We start from the raw sequence: 22,822 nt of genomic DNA, 5'->3' as shown, positions 1-22,822 counted from the left end.
AAGCCGTTTTTCCGGCTATTAAGTGCCAATTCAAAGGAATCACTGAAAATAATATCGAGACGGTACTCCGAGAAAGAGTACCGCCACTATATGTTGTTATATCGGTATGAATATAGATTTACTAGTTACATTACATAAAGAGGTCGGCTGAGCGAGGCGGCCGGCCGTGTCCGGCAACGGTCAACCGTTCGACGATGGGGAGACGGCTCGGCAGAGCGAACCGGTCTCGCCTGACCAGCAGTCGCGGATCGTCACCCATGCGTCCTCGGCCGCCGCGTCCCCCAGCGAGGGAGCCACGAGCGAGCGGAACTTCTCGCGGAGACGTTCCTCGTCGAAGCGACGGTGTGCGCCACCGCGAGCGCGTTCGACCGTTTCGGATCGCTCGCGGCCGTCCTCGAGGGTCACGATGACTCGCGCCCCCCGCGAGTCGGGCACGGCGGACTCGAACTCGGGAGTTTGTTCAACCGACACGCGACGCGCGAGGCGATAGGTCGCGTCCTCGAGCGCTGCCGGTTCGAACGCGTCCTTGCCGGCGTGGCCGGTTCGGAGCCGCGTCGCGATCGCGAACGGAAGCGAAAACTTCGCCGCGAGTCGATTCCGGGGTTCCGGATCGGCGAGCGCGGCTGCGGCCGGATACGTTTCGACCCCGACGGCGTCGACCGCATCGACGTCGAGCGGTTCGACCGCGTCCAGCGCGTCGACGGCATCGAGCGCGGGATGGGTGTATCGGCAGGCCGCGTGAATTTTGAAGTAGCCCTCGGTCACCGCCCAGCGGTCGCCAAGTGCCAGCGGCGAGGGGAACTCGATCGGCCCCGCACTCGTCCGCGCGAGGTGGCGACGGACGCCGTCCTCGAGACCGGTGAACCCGCTCCGGGCCTGATCGACGGCAGCGATGGCATCGGGTGCGACCATTCCGGCGTACGTGTCTCTGACGGTGGATCCCTCGACCGCCGCCTCGAACCGCGTGTGCTGGGCGTGGTTGGCGGCGATGCGAAGTGCATCAGCGGTCGTCTCCTCGTCGAGTCGCTCGTAGTTGGCGATCGCGGCCGCCGCGCCGACGACGCCCCAGACGCCGTGGGGGTGATAGCCGTCGGCGAGCGGTTGGCAGGCCCGTGCGACGCGAACGGCCGTCTCGTAGCCGGCGACGAACGCCGTCGAGAACGCCTCGGCGTCCCCGTCGTCGGTCTCCGCGACGGCGAGCAGCGCGGGGAGGACGTGAATCGACGGATGGCCGGCAGCGAGCTTGTGCCCCTCGTCGAGCTCGAGAACGGTCCCGGCGGTCCCGTTGAGCGTCGCAGCCTGGTGGGTGGGAAGCGCCGTGGACGTCCCGAGGACGGTCGCGGAGCCCTCGTATCGATCGGCGTAGCGGTTACGCAGCGATGCGACGGGATCGGTCGTCGAACCGCCGACGATCGCACCGATCGTGTCGGCGACGACGAGGCCGACGTGGTCGCGCACGTCGGCGGGAACGTCCTCGGGTGAAAGGGAGGCGACGAACGATGCGAACGACGCCTCGGCCGTCATTCGTCCTCGTCGGTCGACGTCGAGAGCTGGCTATCGTACGGTCCGTACTCGCTCAGCAGTTCGACGAGCCGTCGCGGCCACGAGACGGCACCCTTCGGACTATAGAGGACGATGCCGATCAGTACCAGTCCGTAAATGACCCGGTCGAATCCGCTGATGTCGACGGCCTGTCGCGCGATTTCGCTGAGCGGAATGACGACGAACGCACCGACGATCGGACCGAGAACCGTCCCGACGCCGCCGACGATCGCCGGCAGCAGAATCTCGACGTTGACGAGCAGGTCGTAGACGGTATCCGGCCGGATCGTATCGAAGTACATCGCCCAGAACGCGCCGGCCCAGGCGGTGAAGAACGCGCTCACCGTGATCCCGACGAGCTTGTACCGGTAGGTCGGGATACCGACGGCGGCCGCCGCGCGCTCGTCTTCGCGAATGGCGAACAGGTAGAGTCCGAGTCGCGAGCGTTTGATCGCGAACGAGACGGCCGTCACGAGGACGAGGAATCCGAGGATGATGTAGTAGTACGGCAACGTCTCTCGGAACTGGAACGCGGCGAGCCCGAACTCGCTTCCGTACGACGTGGGAAGCGGCTTGAAGAAGCCGCTCGCACCCCCGAGTCGCGAGAACGTGTTGAACGTGTGCCGGAGGAGTTCGGCGAACGCGAGCGTCGCGAGCGCGAAGTAGTGCCCCTGAAGATCGTACCGGAAACAGAGGACGCCGATGACCAGTCCGTAGAGACTGGCGGCGGTCGCCCCGATCAGCATTCCGAGCCACGGGTTCAGTCCGGAGGTGTTCAGGAGCATGATCGTGCCGTACGCGCCGAGACCGAAGAACGCGGCGTGACCGAAGGAGAACTGGCCGGTGTAGCCGGACATGATGTTCCACCCCTGCGCCGCGGTCGCCCAGACGAGCGTGATGACCAGAATGTGGACGCTGATCCACGAGCCGAGACTGAACCCGAAGAAGTACAGGTCGAGAAGCAACGGGACGACGAGCAACACGCTGAAGATGGCCGCGAGCACCGCCGGCATCGCGTAGGACTTCGATTGGAACGCCCGATACGTTCGTCGCATCCGATCGAGGCGACTCGAGAAGCCGGCGTTACTCACTGACACCACCTCCGAGCAGTCCCTCGGGCTTGAGCAACAGCACGAGGATGAATATTAGGAAGATCGCGATCTGATATCCCGAACCGGGGAGGAAGTACTGTCCGAAGACGTGGACGAAGCCGATGATCAGTCCACCGAACAGTGCGCCGGGGAACGAACCGAGACCCCCGAGCACGACGATGACGAACGCGTTGATCAGGTACGAATCCCCGAGATACGGATCGATCCCCTGGAACAACGGGATCACCGCGCCCGCGAGTCCGGCGAGTGCGGCACCGAGCCCGAACGTAACGTAGTCGATCCGGGGAACGTTGATCCCGACGTACTGCGCTGCGTCTCGGTTGTCCGCCGTCCCTCGAATCGCTCGACCGAGCTGGGTCCGCTGGAGGAACGCCCAGACGACGACGACCGCCGTGACAGCGATGAGGAGGGCGTACAGCTGTCCGAGCGGAAAGAACAGGCCACCGACGTTGATCGAACCGAGCCTGAGCCCGAGGCTCTGCGGGTTCGCCGAGAACGCGATCTCGATCGCGCTGACCAGTATCAGCATGACGCCGAACGTCACGATCAACTGGTTTTCCTGTGGCGCGTCCATGATCGGGGAGATCGTCGCGAAATGGACGACAACGCCGATCGCGAACAGGACGAGAACGGCGACCGGAATCATGAGGAAGGGGTTCAGACCGAGCGCCGTCGAGGCCCACCAGACCGTGTACATGCCGACGACCATCATCGCACCGTGTGCGAAGTTGATCACGTCCATGACGCCGAAGATCATCGTCAGCCCGAGGGCAACGAGTCCGTAGATGCCGCCCAGGAGGATGGCGAACGCCAGCAGCTGGAGCGCCGTCGAGGGCTGAATGAACGCCGCTACCGCCGACTCGCTCGCATGACCGACGACCGTCTCGAAGCCGGCCGTCGGATCGAAACTGAAGAACGTCGTTGAGATCATCGAGTGGTTACAGATCGACTTCTGTCTCGGCGTACTCTTCGGGGAAGACGACGCGATCGTCGAGATCCTGAACCTGGAACAGGGGCGCGAGGGCGTTCGCGTTCTCACCGTTGTCGTCGAACGTGATCGGTGGCATCGCCGCGATGTGGTCGGTCACTTCGATCCCGGAGAGCGCGTCGTTGATATCGTCGGGATCGCTCGAGCCGGCCTCCTCGATGGCCGCGATGATGACCTCCGTCGCCGCGTAGGTCATCGCGACGTTCGCGTCGAACGATTCGTCGAACTCGCTTTCGTACCGGTCTTGCACTTCCAGTGCGCGGTCCTTCGTGGGGTTGAGCGCGAAGTTCGTCGGCAGCGCGCCCTCGACGGTGTCGCCCATCTCCTGGAGCGCGTTGACGTCGTTGAGGGCCTCGTTCGCACAGCCGGCGATAAACGGCGGGGCGTAGTTCTGATTGTCCATCGCCCGGACGAGTTCGACCGTCTCCGCCTCGTAGGTCGTCGCGATGACGACGTCCGGATCGGCCTCTGATAGTTGTGTAACCGCCGTGTCGGCCGTCTCGCCGAAGTCGATGCTGACCTCCTCGACGACGTCGATACCCTGATTCGGTAACTCTTCGCGAAGGGCGTCCCGAACCGACTGACCGAAGTCGATGTTGATGTAGAACAGTCCGGCCGTCTCGACGTCCTGTCCGGCGTCGCGAATGACCTGGGGCATCAACTCGGCGTGATCGATCGCCATCTGGGTCGCCGGCGGCTGGGGGCGGTAAATGTACTGTCGGTCGTTCTCCTGGAGAATCGCGTCGTCGACCGACACGGAGATGACGAACGGCACGCCGGCGCTCTCGGCCGCACGCGTCGCCGCGTTCGTCACCGGCGAGGAGAAACAGCCCGTGACGACGTCCGCACCGTCGTCGATGAGGGTGTCAGTCACCTCGCCGCCGAGTTCCTGTTCCCCCTGGTTGTCTTCGCTGATGACCTCGAGTTCTGCCCCGTCGAGCGACTCGATACCGCCGTTTTCGTTCTTGATCATCGCGGCCAGCTTCACCGCGTTGTCCATCCGCGTACCGGTTCCACCGAGACTCCCGCTCAGGGGATGGTTCGACCCGATGGTGATCCCGCCGTCGTTCCCATCCTCTGCTGGGTCCTGTCCGATGCAACCGGCGAGGCCGACCGCGCCTGCGGCACCGATGTACTTGATAAATGATCGTCTGTCCGAATGGTTGTTACCCTTCCGCATACACTGGTATCTGAAACGGAGCCACATATATGTTTGCCAATTTTTCTCAGAAACGACGGAGTCGGCCGCTTCGATATCCAATAGGGATAAGCAAATCGCACGGGGTTTCGCCGCTGTTACTCGAGGCCGAGGTAGAGTTCGACGAGTTCGTCCTCGTCGAGCAGTTCCGATGCCGCGCCGTCGAACTGGAGGCGGCCCTGGGCGAGAATGTAGACGTAATCGGCGATGCGTAGCGCCTCGCGGACGTTCTGTTCGACGAGGATGACCTGCGCCCCCTGCTCGACGAGCGTCTCCGTCATCTCGAAGACGTCGTCGACGAGTGCCGGTGAGAGGCCCGCGGACGGCTCGTCGAGCAAGAACAGTTCCGAGCCAGTCATCATCGCGCGACCGAAACTCAGCATCATCTGCTGGCCGCCCGAGAGCGATCCCCCCTTTGCGTCGAGTTTCTCCTCGAGGGCGGGAAACGCCTCGAGGACGGTATCGAGCCGTTCCCCGCGAGTCTCTCGATCGACGCGAAAGCCGCCGAGCAGGAGGTTCTCCCGGACCGTCAGCGAACCGAAGATCCCGCCGTCCTGGGGGAGCATCACCATGCCGTGCTCGAGGTTCTCGTAGGCCGTCGTCTCGGTGACGTCCGTCTCGCCGAGCGAAATCGAACCCGACCAGACGGGGACCGAGCCCACGAGCGCTTTGAGCAGCGTCGACTTGCCGCTCCCGTTCGGACCGAAGATACACGTGACGCCGTCGTGGCTCCGGACCGAGACGTCCTCGATTACCGTGTGATTGCCGTAGCCGGTGACGAGGTTCTCCGCCACGAGTCGCTGCCGGTCGCCCGTCGCGTCGGCTCCAGTCGTGACGATTTGGGAGGTGGTCGCGCTCGTCCCGGTTCCGGAGACCGCCGTCGACCCGCCGTCGGCTTCGTCCGCGCTCGACGCTGCGGCGGTCGACTCCGGAGAGATAGTCCGCGCGCTGTCCCGCTCGAGGGTCTCTCCCAGACCAGCGTCCGGATCCGTCTGTTCGCCGAGGTACGCCTCTCGGACCCGTTCGTCGCTGGTCACCGTCTCGAAGTCGCCGTCCATCACCACTCGACCCTGATTGAAGACGGTGACGCGGTCGGCGAGTCCGGAGATAACGCTCATGTCGTGTTCGATGATGACGAAGGTCCGCCCCTCCTCGTTGAGGTCGCGCAGGTGGTCGAGAATTCGCTCCTGAAGGGCCGGGTTGACGCCCGCGGTGGGCTCGTCGAGCATGATACACTCGGGATCGAGCATCAGGATCCGGCCGAGTTCGAGTAACTGTTGTTGACCGCCGCTGATGTCGCTGGCCTCGTGCTCGGCGATGTGTTCGATCTCGAGTCGCTCGATGATCTCCCGTGCGCGCTCGCGCTTTTCGTCGGTGACGCGGAACCCGGACCTGAGCCCGGCGGTGTAGACGCTCAGCAGGTTCTCCCTGACGGTGAGGTCCCTGAACGGCGACGCGATCTGGAACGTCCGCCCGAGGCCCCGGCGCGCGATCGCGTCGGGCGATGCGCCCGTGATGTCGGTCCCGTCGAAGCGGACTGCACCGCCGTCGGCGTCGTAGAACCCGGTCACCGTGTTGAAGAAGGTCGACTTGCCGCTCCCGTTCGGCCCGATGACCCCGTGAACCTCGCCCTCCTCGACCTGGAGGGAGATCCCGTCGTTCGCGATCAGATTGCCGAACTCCTTTCGTAAATCCACAGTCTCGAGTATCGGTTCGCTCACGAACGTATATCAGAGAGTGTCCGCTTAAGGGTTTCCCACGGTTCGCAGGACGGTTCCCGATCAGCCGTCCGGAATCAGTCCGCCGACGGATACGGCGTGGCAGAAGCGGACTAGCGGTCGGATCGACGGCCGCGGACTTACAGCGGTCGCGTCGCACGCAGGAGTCGTTCGTCCGCTTCGCGATCGACACCGATCGGCGCGCGGACGATCGGCAGGTCGACGCCGGCGGCCCGCAACTCCCCGAGGCGGTCCCTGACGCGTGCCTCGTCGCCGGTCACCGCGACGTGCGCGAGGAACTCGTCGTCGACGGCCGCGGCGGCCTCGGTCGTCGTGGGCGCAGCCCTGATCGCATCGATCATCTCCTCGAACCCCGCCTCGGCGGCCACGCGGTCGTAGTAGCCGGGGATGTCCCGGAAGTACGTCGCGACGTGCTCGGCGGCGGCCGCACGCGCCCGGACCGGGTCGTCGGCGACCGACACCAGGACGTACATCGCGACGTCGACGTCGTCCGCCGAGCGCCCTGCTCGAGCCGCTCCCGTCTCGAGCCACTCGAGGGCGGTGGCGAACCGATCTTCGGGGTACAGGTTGGGCAGCCAGCCGTCGGCCAGTTCGCCGGTCAGCCGGACGTTCCCCGGGCCGAGCGCAGCGTTGTAGATCGGGATCTCGCTCCGGACGGGCTCGAAGGCGTCCCAGAAGGCGGTCCGTTCGGGCGTGAAGAAGTCGCCGTCGAACGCGCCGGGTTCGCCCGCGAGGTAGCGCCGGACCAACTCGACGTACTCCGCTAGCCGCGCGAGCGGGCGGTCGAAATCGACGCCGTGGAAATCCTCGACGACGCCCGGATGAGCGACCCCGAGGCCGAGGATCGCGCGCCCGTTCGAGTGCGCGTCGAGAGTCGCGATCGCCTGGGCCGTCGCGGCGGGCGTCCGCGAGAACGGGTTGACGATGCCCGTCGCCAGCCCGATCTCGTCCGTCGCGGTCGCCCATCGCTCGAGTTTCCCGAACGCGGTCTTTCCCTGTCCCTCGGCGGCCCAGACGCTCTCGAAGCCCAGTTCCTCGGCGGTCCGTACGAGTTCGAGGTCGTCCCGCGTCGAGAAGAGGACGCCGGTCCGCTCGGTCATTCGACGATCCCCTCGGCCGCGAGGTCGTTGTAGATGTCTAACCGGGTGATTTCGCCGTCGTCGATACGGTAGACGTCGACGTACCGGACGTCCTCGAACCGCTCGCCGTCACCGTCGACGCCGAAGAGAGTCCCCTGACTTACGACGACGTTACCCGCTTCGGTCCACTCGCCGAAGTCCTTGGCCGCCCGCTCGTAGCGCGGAGCGAGCCACTCGAGCATCGCGTCGGCCGCGTCCGGCCCCTCGAACCGCTCGCCCGGCAGCGTGATCACCGCATCGTCGGCGAAGCAGTCGCCGACCGCGTGCCTGCGTTCGTCGTCGGCCATCCGCTCGAAGAACTCCTCGACCAGTGCTCGTGGTGCGTCGGTCATACACGTCCTCATTCGGGGGCGACGACTTAACGTTCCGCTCGAGGCCCGGGTTTCGGCCGGTCGAGCGGGCCGCGACGCCGCCGATGCCGACCGCGCGATCGATCTTCGACCGCGCGCAACCGATAGGAGACAGCTTTAGGTACGCGTCGCCGAAACGAGCGGTATGGTTTCAATTACCACCCGCCTGCACAGCAGCGCGCGGCGCAGGCACGGTTCGATCCGCAGGAGCCGATCGACCGGACCCCATCCGACCGACGACCGTCCGACCGCCACCGTGCCGGCGACGAGGGACGGCGTATGACGGCGAGCCAACCCGAACCCGCGAGTCCGTGGGAAGCGTCGATCTTCGACTTCCTCGAGCGACCGATCCCCGACCCGGTCTTGGAGCGCGGCGCGATGACGGTCGCCGACGTGCTGGCGGCGACGGCCGCGGGGAGTGCGGTCGAGCCCTACGAGGCGGCGTGGGAGGCCGTCGACCTCCCCGAGGGGCCGGCGACGGTCGTCGGCTCGAGTCGAACTACGTCGCCGGTCCAGGCGGCCACGCTGAACGGGACGGCGGCCATCACACAGGAGATCGAGGAAGGCCACAACACCGGCGGCCACGTCGGCGCGGGCATCGTCGTCGGCGCGCTCGCGATGGCCGAAGGCGCGGACGCCGACGGCGAGACGCTGGTCGAGAGCTGCGTTCGCGCCTACGAGATCTGTGCCAGACTCGAGGAAGCGATCTTCGTCATGAAAGGGCGGCTCAACGAGTCCGTTCCGTGGCTCGTCAGGGATCCACACTCGACGTGGACGACCGTTGGACCCGCACTCGCCGGCGTCCTCTGTACCTTGCCCGATCCAGGCGCGGCCCGCGAAGCGTTCCGGCTGGCGGCCAACCGTGCCGTCGTCTCGATGGACGATCCCTACGAAGCTGGCCCGCCGTCGCGGAACCTGACCGCGGGCGCGTCCGCGGGCGTCGGCGTGACGATGGCCCAACTCGCGCAAGCGGGGATCCCCGGCTCCCCGGACGTGATGCAGGCCGTCTACGATCCGTTCGAGGGGATCCTACCCGACGGGTTCGCCGACTTGTTCGCGGACCTCGGCGACCACTGGGCGATCACGGAGAACTACTTCAAGCCGTATCCGTCGTGTCGATACACGCACGCGCCGATCGACGCTCTCCGCGAGATCGACGGACCGACCGATTCGGACGCGATCGACCGGATCGTCGTCGAAACCTACGCGAACGCCACCGACATGGCACGCCCCGATCCGGAGACGCTCACCGGTGCGAAGTTCTCGATTCCGTACGTCCTCGCACGGTACCTGACCGGCGGCGAGTTGCGACTCGAGGACTTCGAACCCGAGCGGCTCGCGGACGACGCGGTGCGCGCCCTCGCCGACCGAGTGGTCGTTGAGAAAGACGACGAATTCGAGGCCGCCTTCCCCGAGAACTGGGGCGCTCGTGTCACCCTCGAGTACACGGACGGTCGTACCGCAACGGGCGAGCGCGCGTATCCCGCGGGAGACTACCGCGATCCCATCGAGCCGGCGGCGTTCGATGACCGGCTCCGGACGCTGCTCGAGTACGGCCTCCCGGGAGCCGGAGACGACGCGTTCGCGGTCGTCCGTTCGCCGCGAGACCACGACGCGCGCGACATCGGCTCGCAGCTTCGGACCTGAACGGACGCATCGATTTTCGGCCGCGATGCCGACCGCGCGTCGGTTCCCACCGTCTCCGATTTCGGACCCAAAAGCGATTAGCCACGCCGGTTCCCACGGGCGGCTATGACAGCTTCAGACGCGACGTTCCGGGATCTGTTCACTCGCGACGACGTCCTCCTGGCACCGGGCGTCTCGGACGCGCTCGAGGCGACGATCGCCGAACGGGCCGGCGCGGAAGCGCTCTACGTCAGCGGGAACGCCCTCGCGACGGCCGTCCACGGCGGCCCCGATCTCGGGCTGACGACGATGACCGAGACCGTCGACCGCGTTCGGGAGATCGCCGGCGCGGTCGATCTCCCGGTGTTCTGCGACGCGGATACGGGATACGGCAACGCGCTGAACGTCTTCCGAACGGTCCGCGAGTTCGAGCGCGCCGGGACGGCCGGCCTCCACATCGAAGACCAGCGCGCGCCGAAGAAGTGCGGCCACTTCGACGGCAAGCGACTCGTTCCGACCGACGAGATGGTCGGCAAACTCGAGGCCGCGACCGACGCCCGCGGGGACGACTCGTTCGTCGTCGTCGCGCGCACCGATGCGGTCGCGGTCGAGGGGATCGACGCAGCGATCGATCGCGCCCGGACGTACGTCGACGCCGGTGCCGACGGGATCTTCGTCGACGCCCCGGAGACCGAGGCGCAACTGGCCGAGATCGGCGACCGCCTCGCCGACGTCCCCCTGGTCGTGAACCTCCCCTACGGCGGAAAGAGCCCGATGCTCCCCGCGGAGCGGGTTGCCGAGATGGGCTACGATCTGTTGCTCTTTGCGACGACGGCCCAGAAAGCGAAACTCCGACTGCTCGAGGAGGTCTACTCACGGCTCGTCGAGACGGGCGACGAACGCGACCTCATCGATCGGCTCGCGACGTGGGAAGACCGCGACGACGTGACGGATCTCGAGGCGTGGCGCGAACGAGAGCGGCGGTACGCCGGTGGACGACCGGCGGACCGAGAATAGATGCGCGAGTCAGTCAGTCAGTCGGCCGACTCGAGTTTTCGCTTCGTGTACGGTTTGAGCCCGCCCTCGTCGACGAGGTCCTGCAGGAACGGCGGCAGAGGCTCGGCGTCGTACCGGACGTCCTCGTCGTGATCGTAGACGAACCCCTCGTCGACGTCGATCGAGATTTCGGTGCCGTCGTCGATGTCGCCGACGCCCGGACAGATCAACACCGGCAACCCGAGGTTGATCGCGTTCCGGAAGAAGATCCGCGCGAACGACTGGGCGACGACGCCGGCGACGCCGGCGCCGACCAGCGAGAGCGGCGCGTGTTCCCGGGAGGAGCCGCTCCCGAAGTTCTCGCCCGCGACGACGAAATCGCCTGACTCGACGCCGTCGGCGAACTCGGGACGGAGATCGTTGAAGGCGTGTTCGCCGAGTTCCTCGGGGTCGCTCGAGACCAGAAACCGCGAGGGAATGATCTGGTCGGTATCGATGTCGTCGCCGAAGCGCCAGGCGCGCCCGGAGTCGTCGACGCTCATCGAACCACCCCCACGTCGGAGACCGCGTGATCGTCGTACCGCGTCGTCTCGATCTCTCGCGGATCCGCGATCTCGCCGTACAGCGCCGTCGCGGCCGCGGTCGCCGGACTCCCGAGGTAGACGCTGCTCTCCATCGAGCCCTCGCGACCGGGGAAGTTGCGGTTGGCCGTCGCCAGCGCGACGTCGCCGTCGCCGAGCGCACCCTGGTGCGTGCCGAAACACGGGCCGCACCCGGCGCTCTGGAACGTCGCACCCGCGTCGACGAGCGCCTCGAGGACGCCGGTCTCGAGACACTTCTGGTAAACCGCCCGGGAGGCTGGGACGACGATCAGCCGGGTGTCGGGGGCGACCTGCTCGCCCTCGAGGACGTCCGCGACGACGCGGATGTCCTCGTAGCGGCCGTTGGTACAGGTGCCGACGAAGACCTGATCGATCGGCGTGCCGACGGTCTCGCCGACGTCGACCGCGTTTTCGGGGTTCGACGGCTTCGAGACCTGCGGCGCGAGGTCCGCCCCCTCGTAGGTGTAGACGGCCTCGTAGCTGGCGTCGTCGTCGGCCGCGAGGTCGGGATCGATCCCCACGTCGAGGCCGGCCTGGTCCTCGAGGTAGGTCGCCGTTCGCTCGTCGGGTTCGACGATGCCGGCTTTGCCGCCCATCTCGATCGCCATGTTCGAGAGCACGAGGCGCTGGTGGATCGGCAGGTCGCTGATCGCGCTCCCGCCGTACTCGGCCGTTTTGTACGTCGCGCCGGCGAAGCCGACGTCGCCGATGAAGCGGAGGATGAGGTCCTTCGCGTAGACGCCGTCGGGAAGGTCGCCCTCGACCTCGAAGCGGATCGTCTCGGGGACGCGGAACCACAGCTCGCCCGTGGCGAAGGCAGTCCCGAGATCGGTCGAGCCGACGCCGGTTCCGAGCGCGCCCAGCCCGCCGTAGGTCGTCGAGTGCGAATCCGCGCCGATGACGAGGTCGCCTGGTTCGACGAACCCTTCCTCGATCATCACCTGGTGGCAGATGCCGTCGCTGATCTCGTACTGGTTCGCGCCGTACTCGGCGGCGAACTCCCTGACGATGTTGTGGTTGTTCGCGGCCTGGACGCCGTCGGCGGGCGCGTGGTGGTCGAGCGTGAAGACCACGTCGTCCGGCGCGGCGAGCGCCCCGTCCCCACCGGTCACGTCCTCGAAGACGTCGATGGTTAGCGGCCCGGTCACGTCGTGGGTGACCATCGCGTCGACCGTCGCCTCGACGTAGTCGCCGGCGGTCGCGTCCTCGCCCGATTTCTCCGAAAGGATCTTTTCCGTTATCGTTTTGCCTGTCATAGCTGTGGTGGCTGTGTTGGATTGCAGTATCGTCCGTCGGTTATTCGTTCGTCGCTCCCTCGCCCGCCGTCTCGAGCACCTGTTCACGGGTGCCGCCCATCAGCGCGCGGCTCGGCGTTCCGAGTTCGAGGCGCTCGGCGACGTCCCGGGCCACGGCGAGCAGGCGGTCGAAGTCGACGCCGGTCTCGATCCCCATATCGTGGAGCATGTTGACGAGGTCCTCCGTCGGCGTGTTGCCGACGTCGCCGAGCTCCCCGGGGAGGATCGTTCCGCCGCCGAGGCCACACACTGAGGTGTCGAAGCGGGAGACACCACACTGCATGGCCGCGAGCGTGTTCGCGAGACTCATCCCGTTGGTGTCGTGCAGGTGGACGCCGAGGTCCGCATCCGGATGATGGTCGTACAGGGACGTAAGCATCTCCGTTATCCCGCGCGGGTCGGCCATCCCCATCGTCGTCGCGAGTGTCACTTCGTCGACGCCCGCCTCGAGGACGCGGTCGACGACGGAGCGCGTCCGCGACAGCGGGATCTGTCCCTCGTAGGGACAGAAGAAGCTCGTGCCGAGCCCCGCTTCGACCTCGATGTCCGTCCCAGCGGCCATCTCGACGATGCGCTCGACTTGCTCGAGGTTCTCCTCGAGCGTCATTCCCTGGTTTTTCTCCCGGTAGGTGTCGCTGATGACGACCAGCGCGTTCACCTTGTCGACGTCCGCCTCGATGGCCCGTTCCATCCCGATATCGTTCGGCACGAGCGCCCGGTAGGTCACGTCGTCGCGACGGTCGATTCGCTCGGCGACCTCGTCCGCATCTCGCAGTCCGGGGACCGCTTTCGGATGGGTAAACGAGGTGAACTCGATCTCGTCGACGCCGGTCACCGAGAGCGTGTCGATGATCTCGACTTTCTCGTCGGTGGGGACGAACTCCGGATAGCGCTGGAAGCCGTCCCGCGGGAGCATCTCGACGATCGTCGCGGTCTCGGGGAGAGTCATCGGATCACGCCCTCCGCCTCGAGTTCGGCCAGCACGTCGCCGTCGTAGCCGAGATACTCGCCGAATACGTCCTCGTTGTGCTCGCCGAGGTCCGATCCGAGGTGGTCGACGCGACCCGGCGTCTCGCTGAATTTGGGAATGGCGTTCTGGACGGCGGCCTCGCCGAGGTCGTCGTCGTCGACTCTCACGACTGCGTCCCGCGCCTGATAGTGTTCATCTTCCATGATGTCCGCGACGTTGTACACCGGCGCGATCGTGGCGTCGTGGTCCTCGAACGTCTCGAGGATCTCCTCGCGCGTGTGCTCAGCCATCCACCCTTGGATGATCTCGTCGAGTTCCTCGACGTTCTCGAGGCGACGCTCGTTGTCAGCGAAGCGCGGATCGTCCTTCAGGTCGGGACGGCCGATCGCGTCGAACGTGCGCATGGCGAGGGGTTGTGCACTCGCGGCGAGGGCGACCCAGCGGTCGTCGCCGGTTCGGTAGACGTTCCGCGGTGCCGATGAGGTCGACCGGTTGCCCGATCGCTTGGCGATCTCGCCGGTCTGATCGTAGGTCAACGGGAACGGGCCGATCAGGTTGAAGATCGGCTCGATCAGGCTCACGTCGATGTACTGGCCGGTGCCGCCGTTGACGTCGCGGTGGTATAGCGCGAACATCACCGAGAACGTCGCGTACAGCGCGGCGATGTTGTCCGCCAACCCTGTCGGCGGCAACAGGGGCGGCCGGTCCTCGAAGCCGTTGACGTAGGCGAAACCGCTCATCGCCTCGGCGAGCGTGCCGAATCCCGGTTTCTCCGAGTACGGGCCGGTCTGGCCGTAGCCCGACATCCGCAACATGACGAGTCCCGGGTTCTCCTCGGAGAGGGCGTCCCAGCCGAGGTTCCAGCGCTCGAGCGTGCCGGGTCGGAAGTTCTCGATGAGCACGTCGGCCTCCGAGACGAGGTCGGTGAAAACCGCCTGCCCCCGGTCGGCGGAGACGTCGAGCGTCACCGACTGTTTGTTCCGGCTCAGGTACTTGTGCCACATGCCGATGCCGTCCTTCTGGGCCCCGAAATTACGAATGTGATCGCCGTGTTCGGGGTGTTCAACCTTGATCACCGTCGCGCCGAAGTCGGCGAGGAACCGACCGACGGTCGGCCCGGAGATCATCGATCCAGCCTCTACTACCGTGAGTCCGTCGAGCGGACCCTGATTTTCGTCTGCCATTGGATTGCGTAGTATCGTAATCGTGTTCGCGTTCGACTGCTGTCGGTCGGACCGGTCGACGCGCTCAGACCGGCCGATCGACGTGCGTTCCCGATCCCGGTTCGGCCAGCACCTCGCCGTCCTCGTAGGCGAGTTCGCCACCGACGACGGTGTGGGTCGGCCACCCCGTGACGTCTCGACCCTCGTAGATGGAGTAGTCGGCGACGCTCTGGAGGAGTTCCGGCGTCACCGTCTTCGTCTCCTCGAGATCGACGACGGCGAGGTCGGCGTCGCTGCCGACGCGGATCGTACCCTTCTGCGGGTAGAGATTCCACGCCTTCGCGGTGTTCGTGCTCGTAATCTCGACGGCGCGCTCGAGGTCGATCCGCCCCTCGTTGACCCCCTCCGAGAGGATCAGCGGGAGCATGGTGGCGCTCGAGGGGAAGCCGAGTTTGCTCTCGCGGATGGTGTCGCCGATCTTCTCGTCGGTCGTGTTCGCGCAGTGGTCGGTGCCGATACAGGAGATGGTGCCGTCGGCGACGCGCTCCCAGAGTGTCTCCTTGTCGCGCTCGTGTCGCATGGGCGGATTGACCTTCATGCGGTCGTCGCACTCCTCGGCAGTCAGCGTCAGGTAGTGGGTGCAGGTCTCGCCGGTGACGCCGTAACCCGCCTCTTGCAGGTTCGCGAGTTCGTCCGCCGTACGGCCGGCGCTGACGTGGACGGCGTAGAAGCTGTCGTCGTAGCCGTGTTGCTTCGCGAGGCTCGCGCCCGCGACCATGCTCTGTGTCTCCGCGTAGTCGGGGAACTCCTCGACGAAGACCTCGTAATCCTCCTCGTCGGCGTTCTCGTCCGCCTCGGTCTCGATGTAGGGGTTGCCCCCCGCCAGCGCATTCGTGATCTCGACGTTCTCGGAGTGGTAGCCGAGCGTCGTCTCCACGTCCTGTGCGGCGAGCGTCTCGATGAACGCGTCGCCGAAGTCGTCGAGCATCTCGCAGTCGACGCCGAACTTCTCCGCGGCGGCGTACTTGTAGTTCATGTACCACTTGAACGTCGTGATCCCGAACTCGTCGATGATCGTCGGGATCTCCTCGACGTGCTCGAACGAGAGCAGGCCCAGCGAGAAGAAGTAGTCGTGGCGGTAGTTCGCCTCGGCCGCCTCGACGTAGTCGTCCATAATCTCCGCGTAGGAGCCGGGGCGGCGGAAGAAGTTCCCCGTCGTCGTCACGCCGCCGACGAGGTCCGAACGACTCTCGGTGTTCGCGTCCTCGGCCAGCGAGTTGTAGATTCCGTGGTGGGTGTGGGGATCGATCGCTCCCGGCAGCACGTAGTTGCCGCCGGCGTCGATCGTCTCGTCGCCCTCGAGCGAACCGCGCTCAGCGATCGCCGAGATCGCGCCGTCAGCGGCGGCGACGTCGGCCTCGAGCAGGCCGTCTTCGGTGACGAGGGTGCCGTTTTCGATCACGAGATCGTGCGTCGTCACGCCGTCTCACCCATGTCCTCGAGGTACGTTTCGACCTCGTCGGTCTCGAGCACTTCCGCGTACTTCATCCACATATCGAGCAGGCCGATCTTGTGGGAGGCCTCGATCCGATCGAAGATGCACTCCTGTGGCAGGACGACGTCGAAGCCGTGTTGCTGGGCGTCGACCGTCGTCGCTCGCACGCAGCCGCTGGTGGAGTTGCCGACGACGACCAGCGTGTCCACGTCGTTGCGGTTCAGTCGGGCGAGCAGATCGGTGCCGTAAAACGCGCTCGCGTAACTCTTGTCGATGACCGTTTCGCCGGGTTCGGGCGCGACCGGATCGACGATCGCGAGATCCTCGTGGTCCGGATCGTCGTACGAACTCGGGACCACCCGCGTGTACCCGACGGGAACGTCGCTCTCGCGTGCGAACTCGAGGAAGTCGGCGATCCGGTCGACCGCGTCCCACGCGATCTCGCCCATCGCGGTCCGGTGTTCCTCGACCGCCTCGAGGATCGGGACGTCGTCGCCGACGATCAGCTCCTGAACGTCGATGACCAGAACCATCGGATTCTCGCCCGCACCGCGAGACTCCCAGGACGATGCGCCGTCCTTATCGTAGCCTGCCTTTTCGATGACACGTTTGTCCTGCTCTGTAAGCAGGTCTTCCCAAATGCGATCCGTCATGTCTCGAACCGAGTGATCGGACGACTATAAAGTTGCGCACTCCCCTCCGGAATCCGAGGCGTTCCGACGGATCGGCGACGGGTGGTCCCGCGACGAATACGGGGCGACGAACGGGTGTATCGGGGCAGCGGCCCGTGCGCGTGTCGAAACAGCGATCCGTGGGGGGTAGCGCCAGTGTGCGACATCGAATCACTCCTCGAGTCGTTCCCCGGCGTGCGCTCCGGCGAGCCGGCCGAGGCCGAGAGCGGTGGTCAACCCGTTGCCGCTGAGATAGCCGCCTGCTCCGTGGCCGCTGATCCCCGCCGCCGTGCCGCCGCCCGCGTAGAGATTCTCGACGACCTCTCCATCGGTTTGCAGGACACGGCCGTGTCCGTCGACGCGCAGCCCGCCCTGCGTGTGGAACAGCGAGCCGACGATCGTCGCGCCGTAAAACGGGGGCTCGAGGACGGTACGCCCGTCGACGCGGCCGACAGCATCGGGTTCGTCCGCGCGGACCGCGTCGTTGTACGACTCGAGGGCGTCGGCGGTCGCGGCCGGATCGCAACCGAGTTCCGCGGCGAGCGTCTCGATATCGGGTGCACTGACGTACGAGCCGAGGTCGACCGCCTCGTCGAAGTCGTCGAACTCTCCGCGCAACTTCTCGAAGATGCGCTCGTCGAAGATTTCGTAGCCGACGCCGTTCGGCTGGTCGACGACGTCTATAGCCAGCGCTGAGTAGCCTTTCGCCTCGTTGCCGAATCGCTCACCGTCCTCGTTGACGAGGAAGCCGCCGTTCATGATGACCGCGTACGTCGAGAGCGCGCCCGTTCCCTGGACGACCGTCGCGTGCCCCTGAAACGAGTCCATGTAGGCGATTTCGGCGTCGAGGGCCGCTCCCCAGCGGATGCCGTCGCCGGTGTTCCCGTCGGAGCCGAAGTACAGCGCGTCCGTGATTTCCCCGCAGTGGTTCTCGACCATCCGTCGGTTGCCGGCGAATCCGTCGGTCGCGAGGATGACCGCTTCCGCGCCGATCACCTCCTCGTGCGTTTCGCCGGCGACCGCACCCACGACCGCGTCGCCGTCCGCGACGAGTTTTCGCACGGGCGTGTTCGTGAGGAGTTCGATGTCGGCCGTGGCCTCGATCCGCGCCGCCAGTTCCTCGATCAGGGTCTCGCCGTTCCGTCCGGGCGGCGCGTGCATCCGGTAGGCCGAGTGCTGTGGATACTTGAAATCGTCCACGAGTCGGAGCGTGACATCCCAGTCGTCGACCAGCCAGTGGATCAGGTGCTTGCTCTCCGCACAGAGGTGTCGCACCATCTCCTCGTCGGCCTCGTAGTCGTTCTTCTCAAGGATGTCTCGAGCCATGTCGTCGTCGGTCTCCTCGATGCCCGCCTCGCGCTGGAACCGCGTCCCTGCCGCGGGAATCATCCCGGTGGACAGCGACGTGTTCCCGCCGAGCCGACGGGATTTCTCGAGGACCGTTACCGTTCCGTTCGTCCGTTCCGACGCTGCGAGCGCGGCGACGAGGCCCGTGCCGCCGCCACCGGCGATGAGAACGTCGGTTTCGACGTCGATCGAGACGTCGTCTGACGCGACGATCTCCGGTGTCGCGTCCTCTATCGTCCGCTGTCCGTAGTCGGGAGTCGACATACCGTGTGCATCCGTCCTACCCGTACGTAAACCTATCTCCACGGCGAATGCGACCGTTCGATCGACGGGCGGCTTCGATTCGTCACTACAAAATCTCGAGGCGGATCGGTCAGGCATGGTAACAACTCACGTATCAAGTGCCGACGTTCGTTCGCTCGAGCCGAACTCGCGTTCTTCTAGAAAGAACTTTGGTGGACGATCACGAGTACTCACCTAATGACGGCAAACGACTCGAGGCGGATTCAGTCGGTCGAAACGGCGTTCGAAATCCTCGATTACATGCAGCACAACGACGGCGCAGGGGTCACCGACATCGCCAACGCGCTGTCGGTTTCGAAGAGTACCGCACACGGCCACCTGTCGACGTTGGAATCGCTCGGCTACGTCGTCACCGTCGACGGCGAGTACCGCGTCGGCCTGCGCTTTCTCGAGTTCGGTCACAACGCGCGGTCGCGATACAACCTCTACGAGGCGGCGAAGGCGGAAGCCGACCAGCTCGCCAACATCACCGGCGAGCGGTGCCAGATCATGGTCGCAGAGGGTCACCGGGGCGTCTACATCTATCAGACCGCCGGTGAACGAGCCGTTCAAACCGATTCACACATCGGGAGTTCCGTCGACCTCCACTGCACCGCGGTCGGCAAATCGTATCTTGCCTCCCTTCCCGAGGACGACCTCGAGGCGTATCTCGAGGACGTCGGACTCACGGAGAACACCGAATATACGATCACTGATCCGGAAGCGTTCCGAGCAGAGCTCGCGGATATCCGCGAACAGGGGTACGCCCTGAACCGAGAGGAACGGATCATCGGAATGCGAGCGGTCGGTGCCCCCATCGTTACCGACCAGGACGAAGTGCTCGGTGCGATCAGCGTCTCCGTCCCGACGACGCGGCTCGAAGACCGACAGTCCGATGGCGATCTCTCTGAACAGGTCCAGCGGAGCGCCCGCGTGATCGCGATTCGAACGACTTACAGCTAATACCGTTCGGCAGGGTCGAACGTGCCCCCTGTTCGCGAAAGTAGTTCGGCAGTCAGCCCGCAACTCGTCGTCTGCACGTTTCCTCTTACAACCATACACTTGTAATGGCACTCGGCTCCGTTCTCCTCTGCGCAACGAGAGGGAGTGGCCAGCCGAAACGGGCCCTCCAGTACAATCGGACAGTCGTGAGGCGAGCCATCTGTCGAGAGAGTATGAATCGATTATCGACCTCGAGCGATTATGCATCCGAAAGTGACAGAACTTTTTTATAGCATTCCTCCGTTCACATAGTGTGTAGAATATATTTCGGTAGTGACGAAGCATTCTCTCCTTCAAGACCCCATCAACCGTTGTAACGCCGGTTTTGTGTTTGAGTTCCGGCAAATCCGTTGCTATTGTAGTGCATTCCAAATGTGCGATTATGAGGAGTCTTATCGCCGTATACTCTCGTAAAGAATTCTACCGGGGAAACCGATAGTATAATACAGGTTACTGATAGGTATCGATTATGGTCTGAAATTCGATAGTTGAACGGGCGGCACGGCTAAAGAGCGGTAGCTCATCGGTGTGAAGCGACCGCAAATAACTGATCGAGAGAGGAGTCAGTCGTCGGCCGGAACCGCTTGCGTCTCCGCTCGCCCGGAAGCCATGGCGAGCACGTCGTCGAAGAAGTCGAGGGTGTCTTCGGGGCCGGGGTTCGCTTCGGGGTGGTACTGACGGGTGAGCACGTCGTACTCGATGCCGTCGATCCCCTCGGGCGTGTCGTCGTTGACGTTGATCTGCGTGACCTCGAGGTGCTCGCCGGGTTCGGCGACGGTGTAGCCGTGGTTCTGCGTGGTCATGACGACCTGCCCGGACTCGAGGTCGAGGACGGGCTGGTTGACGCCACGGTGGCCGAAAGTCATCTTCTCGGTGGAACCGCCGAGCGCCTCGGCGACGATCTGCTGACCGAGACAGATGCCGGCGACGGGCGTGTCCTCGACGAACGCCTCGACGAGAGAGATCGCCTGGCCGAAGTTGACCGGGTCGCCGGGGCCGTTCGAGATAAAGAGCAGGTCGGGGTCGACGGCCTCGACGTCGGCGACGTCCGCATCGTAGGGGAACACGTGGACGGTTGCGTTGCGCTCGAGTAGCGAGCTGATGATCGAGCCCTTCGCGCCGCAGTCGATCAGGGCGACCGTCTCGCCGTCGTTGTCTTCTCCGTGGACGACCGGCTCGTCGACGCTGACCTGTGCGCCGATGTCTGTGTGGTCGCTCATGGCCTTGCACTGCTCGAGCTGTTCGAGGGCGTCCTCCTCGGTAACGTCCTCGCCGACGGCGATGCCGCACTTCATCGCACCGCCGTCACGGATGTCGGTGACGACCTCTCGGGTGTCGAGGTGATCGATCGCGGGGACACCCTCGCTCGCGAGCCACTCGACGACGTCCTCGGTGAACTCTTTTGCGAGCGCGGCGCGCGGGTGGACGCGGTCGGACTCGAAGCGCTCCTCTCGGACGCCGTAGTTGCCGATCAGCGGGTAGGAAAACGTGAGGATCTGCTCCTCGTAGGAGGGGTCGGTCAGACTCTCCTCGTAACCCGTGTACGCTGTGGTAAATACGATTTCGCCGCGAGCCGTTCCTGACGCACGACCACGACCCTCGAGTACGTGGCCGCCTTCCAGTGCGACGTAGGCTTCCGTCATTACGATCTACGTATCGGATGGACCATCATAAGTGTTGTCTTCGAAGCTCAGTTACGATTTTCGTAATCGGTAAGTGCGGGCCACACGTAGGTACGCATCTCCATGGACGACCTGGACCGACAGATCCTCGATATTCTCCGGCGAGACTCCCGGACGCCGTACACCGAGATCGCCGACGAGGTCGGGACGAGCGAGGGGACCGTCCGCAATCGCGTCGAGCGGATGATGGACGACGACGTCATCGAACGCTTCACGATTTCGACCCGAACCGGCAACGTCCAGGCGATGCTCGAGATCAGCGTCGCGGTCGACGTCGACACCAAGGGCGTCTCCGAGCGGATGGCCGAGTGGGACGAGGTCGACTTCGTCTGGATGGTCTCGGGCGAACAGGACGTCGTCCTCGTGGTCGACGCCGCGGACACGCGCGGAGTGAATGATCTCATTACCAAGGCCCGCGATCAGGAGGAGGTCGTGAGCACGAAGACGCGGCTAATTCTGGACGAGGAACTCGGCTAGAACGCGGTCAATGTAACGGCGCAAAGAACCGTTCGGTAGAATGGCAGGCTACCGATGCGTATTTATCTCGAGGAGAAATTCTAGCGAGTCCTTCGTGATGGCACTCGAGAGGTAGCGATGCCAGCAATGAGCGCTCTGCTATCGTGGCAACTAGGGATCGCCACGCCCTCCCCAGCCGATTTCTCCTCACGGACGCTGCGAGGCGGTGAAACCGCCTCGACGGTCGCGGCGCGTCGCGCCGCGCTCTGCCCGTTCGGATGGTTCGCGGGACCGTCGGTCCCGCGCTAACGCTCACTCACTCCGTTCGTTCGCTCGTCCCTCGCACAATGTCGTCGGCAGGCCTCACTATCGTTCGGCCGATCGACAGCGCGCGCCACCGCAGTCCTGTCCTCGTCACGGCGGGGCTCGAAGCAGATCACTCCTCTCCCGGTGGCGTCCCGACGCCCGGCGTCGGCCGCTCGATCGCGTCGATCACCTGTTTGCGGTTGTGGATCGCCCGATACCCCTTGCGCAGTAGGCGGTCGAACCCGGACCTCGAGACGCGCGCGCTCACGCGGCCGTCACGAATCGCGTCGACGATCGACGCGGGCGTGAGCCGATCGGCCTCGACGACCGTGTACGCCCGGCCCACCTCGAATGGGTAGTGGGCGTCGCTCCCGCCGACCAGCGGCAGGTCGCGGTCGCCCGCTAACTGCTCGACGAGCGGCCTCGAGCGCGGGTGTTTGCCGTTCACTTCGATCGCGTCGAAGGGGATATCGTCGAGTTCCCGCACGGTGCTGTTCCGGAAGGGGTGGGCCACGATCGCGGCGCAGTCCCGGTCGTGGGCCAGCCCGACCGCCTCCTCGGGGGAGAGCGCGCCGGGTTTCGTCGCCGCGGGCGGGTCGGGGCCGACGACGAGGACGTGGCCGCGGTCCGTTGTGATCTCGATCCCCGGCAGCGTCTCGACGTCAGGGGACGGATCGAACGCCGTGTAGTAATCGTGATTCGTCGTCGCGACGCCGTCGAGGCCGCGGCGCTCGGCCATCTCGGCGAGCAGGCGGACGCCGAGCGGATCGAATCGGTCGCCGAGCGATCGCCGGCCGTGGAAAAATCGCGTATGCGCGTGGAGGTCGACCGAGTACATACTCGGGCAAACGCCGGGTAGAC

The 22,822-nt window shown here is 65.3% G+C and carries 20 protein-coding genes; 4 read left to right on the top strand and 16 right to left on the bottom strand.

Annotated elements, in window-relative coordinates; genetic code table 11:
• Nucleotides 1–180: 180 nt before the first annotated feature.
• From LDH74_RS19085 to LDH74_RS19055, 7 genes are all read right to left on the bottom strand, one after another.
• Nucleotides 181–1,524, bottom strand: coding sequence for an MmgE/PrpD family protein (locus LDH74_RS19085; RefSeq protein WP_226040252.1), 1,344 nt, complete (start codon nucleotides 1,522–1,524; stop codon nucleotides 181–183).
• On the bottom strand, nucleotides 1,521–2,597 hold the full coding sequence (locus tag LDH74_RS19080) for a branched-chain amino acid ABC transporter permease (protein ID WP_345778563.1): 1,077 nt from the start codon (nucleotides 2,595–2,597) through the stop codon (nucleotides 1,521–1,523). The genes LDH74_RS19085 and LDH74_RS19080 overlap by 4 nt, the downstream gene beginning before the upstream one ends.
• Before the next feature lie 28 nt (nucleotides 2,598–2,625).
• On the bottom strand, nucleotides 2,626–3,585 hold the full coding sequence (locus tag LDH74_RS19075; protein WP_226040250.1) for a branched-chain amino acid ABC transporter permease: 960 nt from the start codon (nucleotides 3,583–3,585) through the stop codon (nucleotides 2,626–2,628).
• A 7-nt stretch (nucleotides 3,586–3,592) separates the two neighbouring features.
• A complete protein-coding gene (locus LDH74_RS19070; protein WP_226040249.1) occupies nucleotides 3,593–4,822 on the bottom strand; it encodes an ABC transporter substrate-binding protein in 1,230 nt (409 codons plus the stop codon).
• 116 nt (nucleotides 4,823–4,938) lie between these two features.
• Nucleotides 4,939–6,561: an ATP-binding cassette domain-containing protein gene (locus LDH74_RS19065; RefSeq protein ID WP_226040248.1), complete on the bottom strand. Its 1,623-nt coding sequence runs from the start codon at nucleotides 6,559–6,561 to the stop codon at nucleotides 4,939–4,941.
• A gap of 137 nt (nucleotides 6,562–6,698) precedes the next feature.
• On the bottom strand, nucleotides 6,699–7,679 hold the full coding sequence (locus tag LDH74_RS19060; RefSeq protein WP_226040247.1) for an LLM class flavin-dependent oxidoreductase: 981 nt from the start codon (nucleotides 7,677–7,679) through the stop codon (nucleotides 6,699–6,701).
• Nucleotides 7,676–8,050 carry a nuclear transport factor 2 family protein gene (locus tag LDH74_RS19055; protein ID WP_226040246.1) on the bottom strand — a complete coding sequence of 125 codons (375 nt, stop codon included), beginning with the start codon at nucleotides 8,048–8,050 and terminating at the stop codon, nucleotides 7,676–7,678. The genes LDH74_RS19060 and LDH74_RS19055 overlap by 4 nt, the downstream gene beginning before the upstream one ends.
• A 297-nt stretch (nucleotides 8,051–8,347) precedes the next feature.
• Between LDH74_RS19055 and LDH74_RS19050 the strand changes: the two genes are divergently transcribed.
• Complete coding sequence (locus tag LDH74_RS19050) at nucleotides 8,348–9,715, top strand: MmgE/PrpD family protein (RefSeq protein ID WP_226040245.1); 1,368 nt, start codon at nucleotides 8,348–8,350, stop codon at nucleotides 9,713–9,715.
• A 105-nt stretch (nucleotides 9,716–9,820) separates the two neighbouring features.
• Nucleotides 9,821–10,711 (top strand): isocitrate lyase/phosphoenolpyruvate mutase family protein, encoded by an 891-nt coding sequence (locus tag LDH74_RS19045; RefSeq protein ID WP_226040244.1) that lies wholly within the window; start codon nucleotides 9,821–9,823, stop codon nucleotides 10,709–10,711.
• 17 nt (nucleotides 10,712–10,728) lie between these two features.
• Here the strand turns inward: LDH74_RS19045 and LDH74_RS19040 are convergent, their stop codons facing one another.
• The 7 genes from LDH74_RS19040 to LDH74_RS19010 form a co-directional block, all read right to left on the bottom strand.
• A complete protein-coding gene (locus LDH74_RS19040) occupies nucleotides 10,729–11,232 on the bottom strand; it encodes a 3-isopropylmalate dehydratase (protein WP_226040243.1) in 504 nt (167 codons plus the stop codon).
• Nucleotides 11,229–12,548 carry a 3-isopropylmalate dehydratase large subunit gene (locus LDH74_RS19035; RefSeq protein WP_226040242.1) on the bottom strand — a complete coding sequence of 440 codons (1,320 nt, stop codon included), beginning with the start codon at nucleotides 12,546–12,548 and terminating at the stop codon, nucleotides 11,229–11,231. The genes LDH74_RS19040 and LDH74_RS19035 overlap by 4 nt, the downstream gene beginning before the upstream one ends.
• A 40-nt stretch (nucleotides 12,549–12,588) precedes the next feature.
• Nucleotides 12,589–13,536 (bottom strand): hydroxymethylglutaryl-CoA lyase, encoded by a 948-nt coding sequence (locus tag LDH74_RS19030; RefSeq protein ID WP_226040241.1) that lies wholly within the window; start codon nucleotides 13,534–13,536, stop codon nucleotides 12,589–12,591.
• Nucleotides 13,533–14,741 carry a CoA transferase gene (locus LDH74_RS19025; RefSeq protein WP_226040240.1) on the bottom strand — a complete coding sequence of 403 codons (1,209 nt, stop codon included), beginning with the start codon at nucleotides 14,739–14,741 and terminating at the stop codon, nucleotides 13,533–13,535. The genes LDH74_RS19030 and LDH74_RS19025 overlap by 4 nt, the downstream gene beginning before the upstream one ends.
• A gap of 64 nt (nucleotides 14,742–14,805) precedes the next feature.
• On the bottom strand, nucleotides 14,806–16,200 hold the full coding sequence (locus LDH74_RS19020; protein WP_226040239.1) for an amidohydrolase family protein: 1,395 nt from the start codon (nucleotides 16,198–16,200) through the stop codon (nucleotides 14,806–14,808).
• Entirely contained in the window at nucleotides 16,197–16,868 is a 672-nt protein-coding gene (locus tag LDH74_RS19015; RefSeq protein ID WP_226040238.1) for an isochorismatase family protein, read from the bottom strand. Before LDH74_RS19015 ends, LDH74_RS19020 begins: the two co-directional genes overlap by 4 nt.
• A 189-nt stretch (nucleotides 16,869–17,057) precedes the next feature.
• On the bottom strand, nucleotides 17,058–18,497 hold the full coding sequence (locus LDH74_RS19010; RefSeq protein WP_226040237.1) for an FAD-dependent oxidoreductase: 1,440 nt from the start codon (nucleotides 18,495–18,497) through the stop codon (nucleotides 17,058–17,060).
• A gap of 216 nt (nucleotides 18,498–18,713) precedes the next feature.
• Between LDH74_RS19010 and LDH74_RS19005 the strand changes: the two genes are divergently transcribed.
• Nucleotides 18,714–19,478, top strand: coding sequence for an IclR family transcriptional regulator (locus LDH74_RS19005; protein WP_226040236.1), 765 nt, complete (start codon nucleotides 18,714–18,716; stop codon nucleotides 19,476–19,478).
• Between the two features lie 602 nt (nucleotides 19,479–20,080).
• On the opposite strand, the gene carA is transcribed toward LDH74_RS19005, so the two are convergent.
• Nucleotides 20,081–21,160: a glutamine-hydrolyzing carbamoyl-phosphate synthase small subunit gene (carA, locus tag LDH74_RS19000; protein ID WP_226040235.1), complete on the bottom strand. Its 1,080-nt coding sequence runs from the start codon at nucleotides 21,158–21,160 to the stop codon at nucleotides 20,081–20,083.
• 102 nt (nucleotides 21,161–21,262) lie between these two features.
• On the opposite strand from carA, the gene LDH74_RS18995 reads away from it, so the two are divergent.
• Nucleotides 21,263–21,676, top strand: a complete 414-nt coding sequence (locus LDH74_RS18995) for an Lrp/AsnC family transcriptional regulator (protein WP_006430489.1) — start codon at nucleotides 21,263–21,265, stop codon at nucleotides 21,674–21,676.
• A 415-nt stretch (nucleotides 21,677–22,091) separates the two neighbouring features.
• On the opposite strand, the gene LDH74_RS18990 is transcribed toward LDH74_RS18995, so the two are convergent.
• A complete protein-coding gene (locus tag LDH74_RS18990; RefSeq protein WP_226040234.1) occupies nucleotides 22,092–22,799 on the bottom strand; it encodes a PHP-associated domain-containing protein in 708 nt (235 codons plus the stop codon).
• Nucleotides 22,800–22,822 lie beyond the last annotated feature (23 nt).

This window comes from Natrinema sp. DC36, from assembly GCF_020405225.1.
Lineage (GTDB): Archaea > Halobacteriota > Halobacteria > Halobacteriales > Natrialbaceae > Natrinema.
The sequence above is the reverse complement of the archived record's forward strand: the minus strand, read 5'-3'. Positions and strand labels throughout refer to the sequence as shown.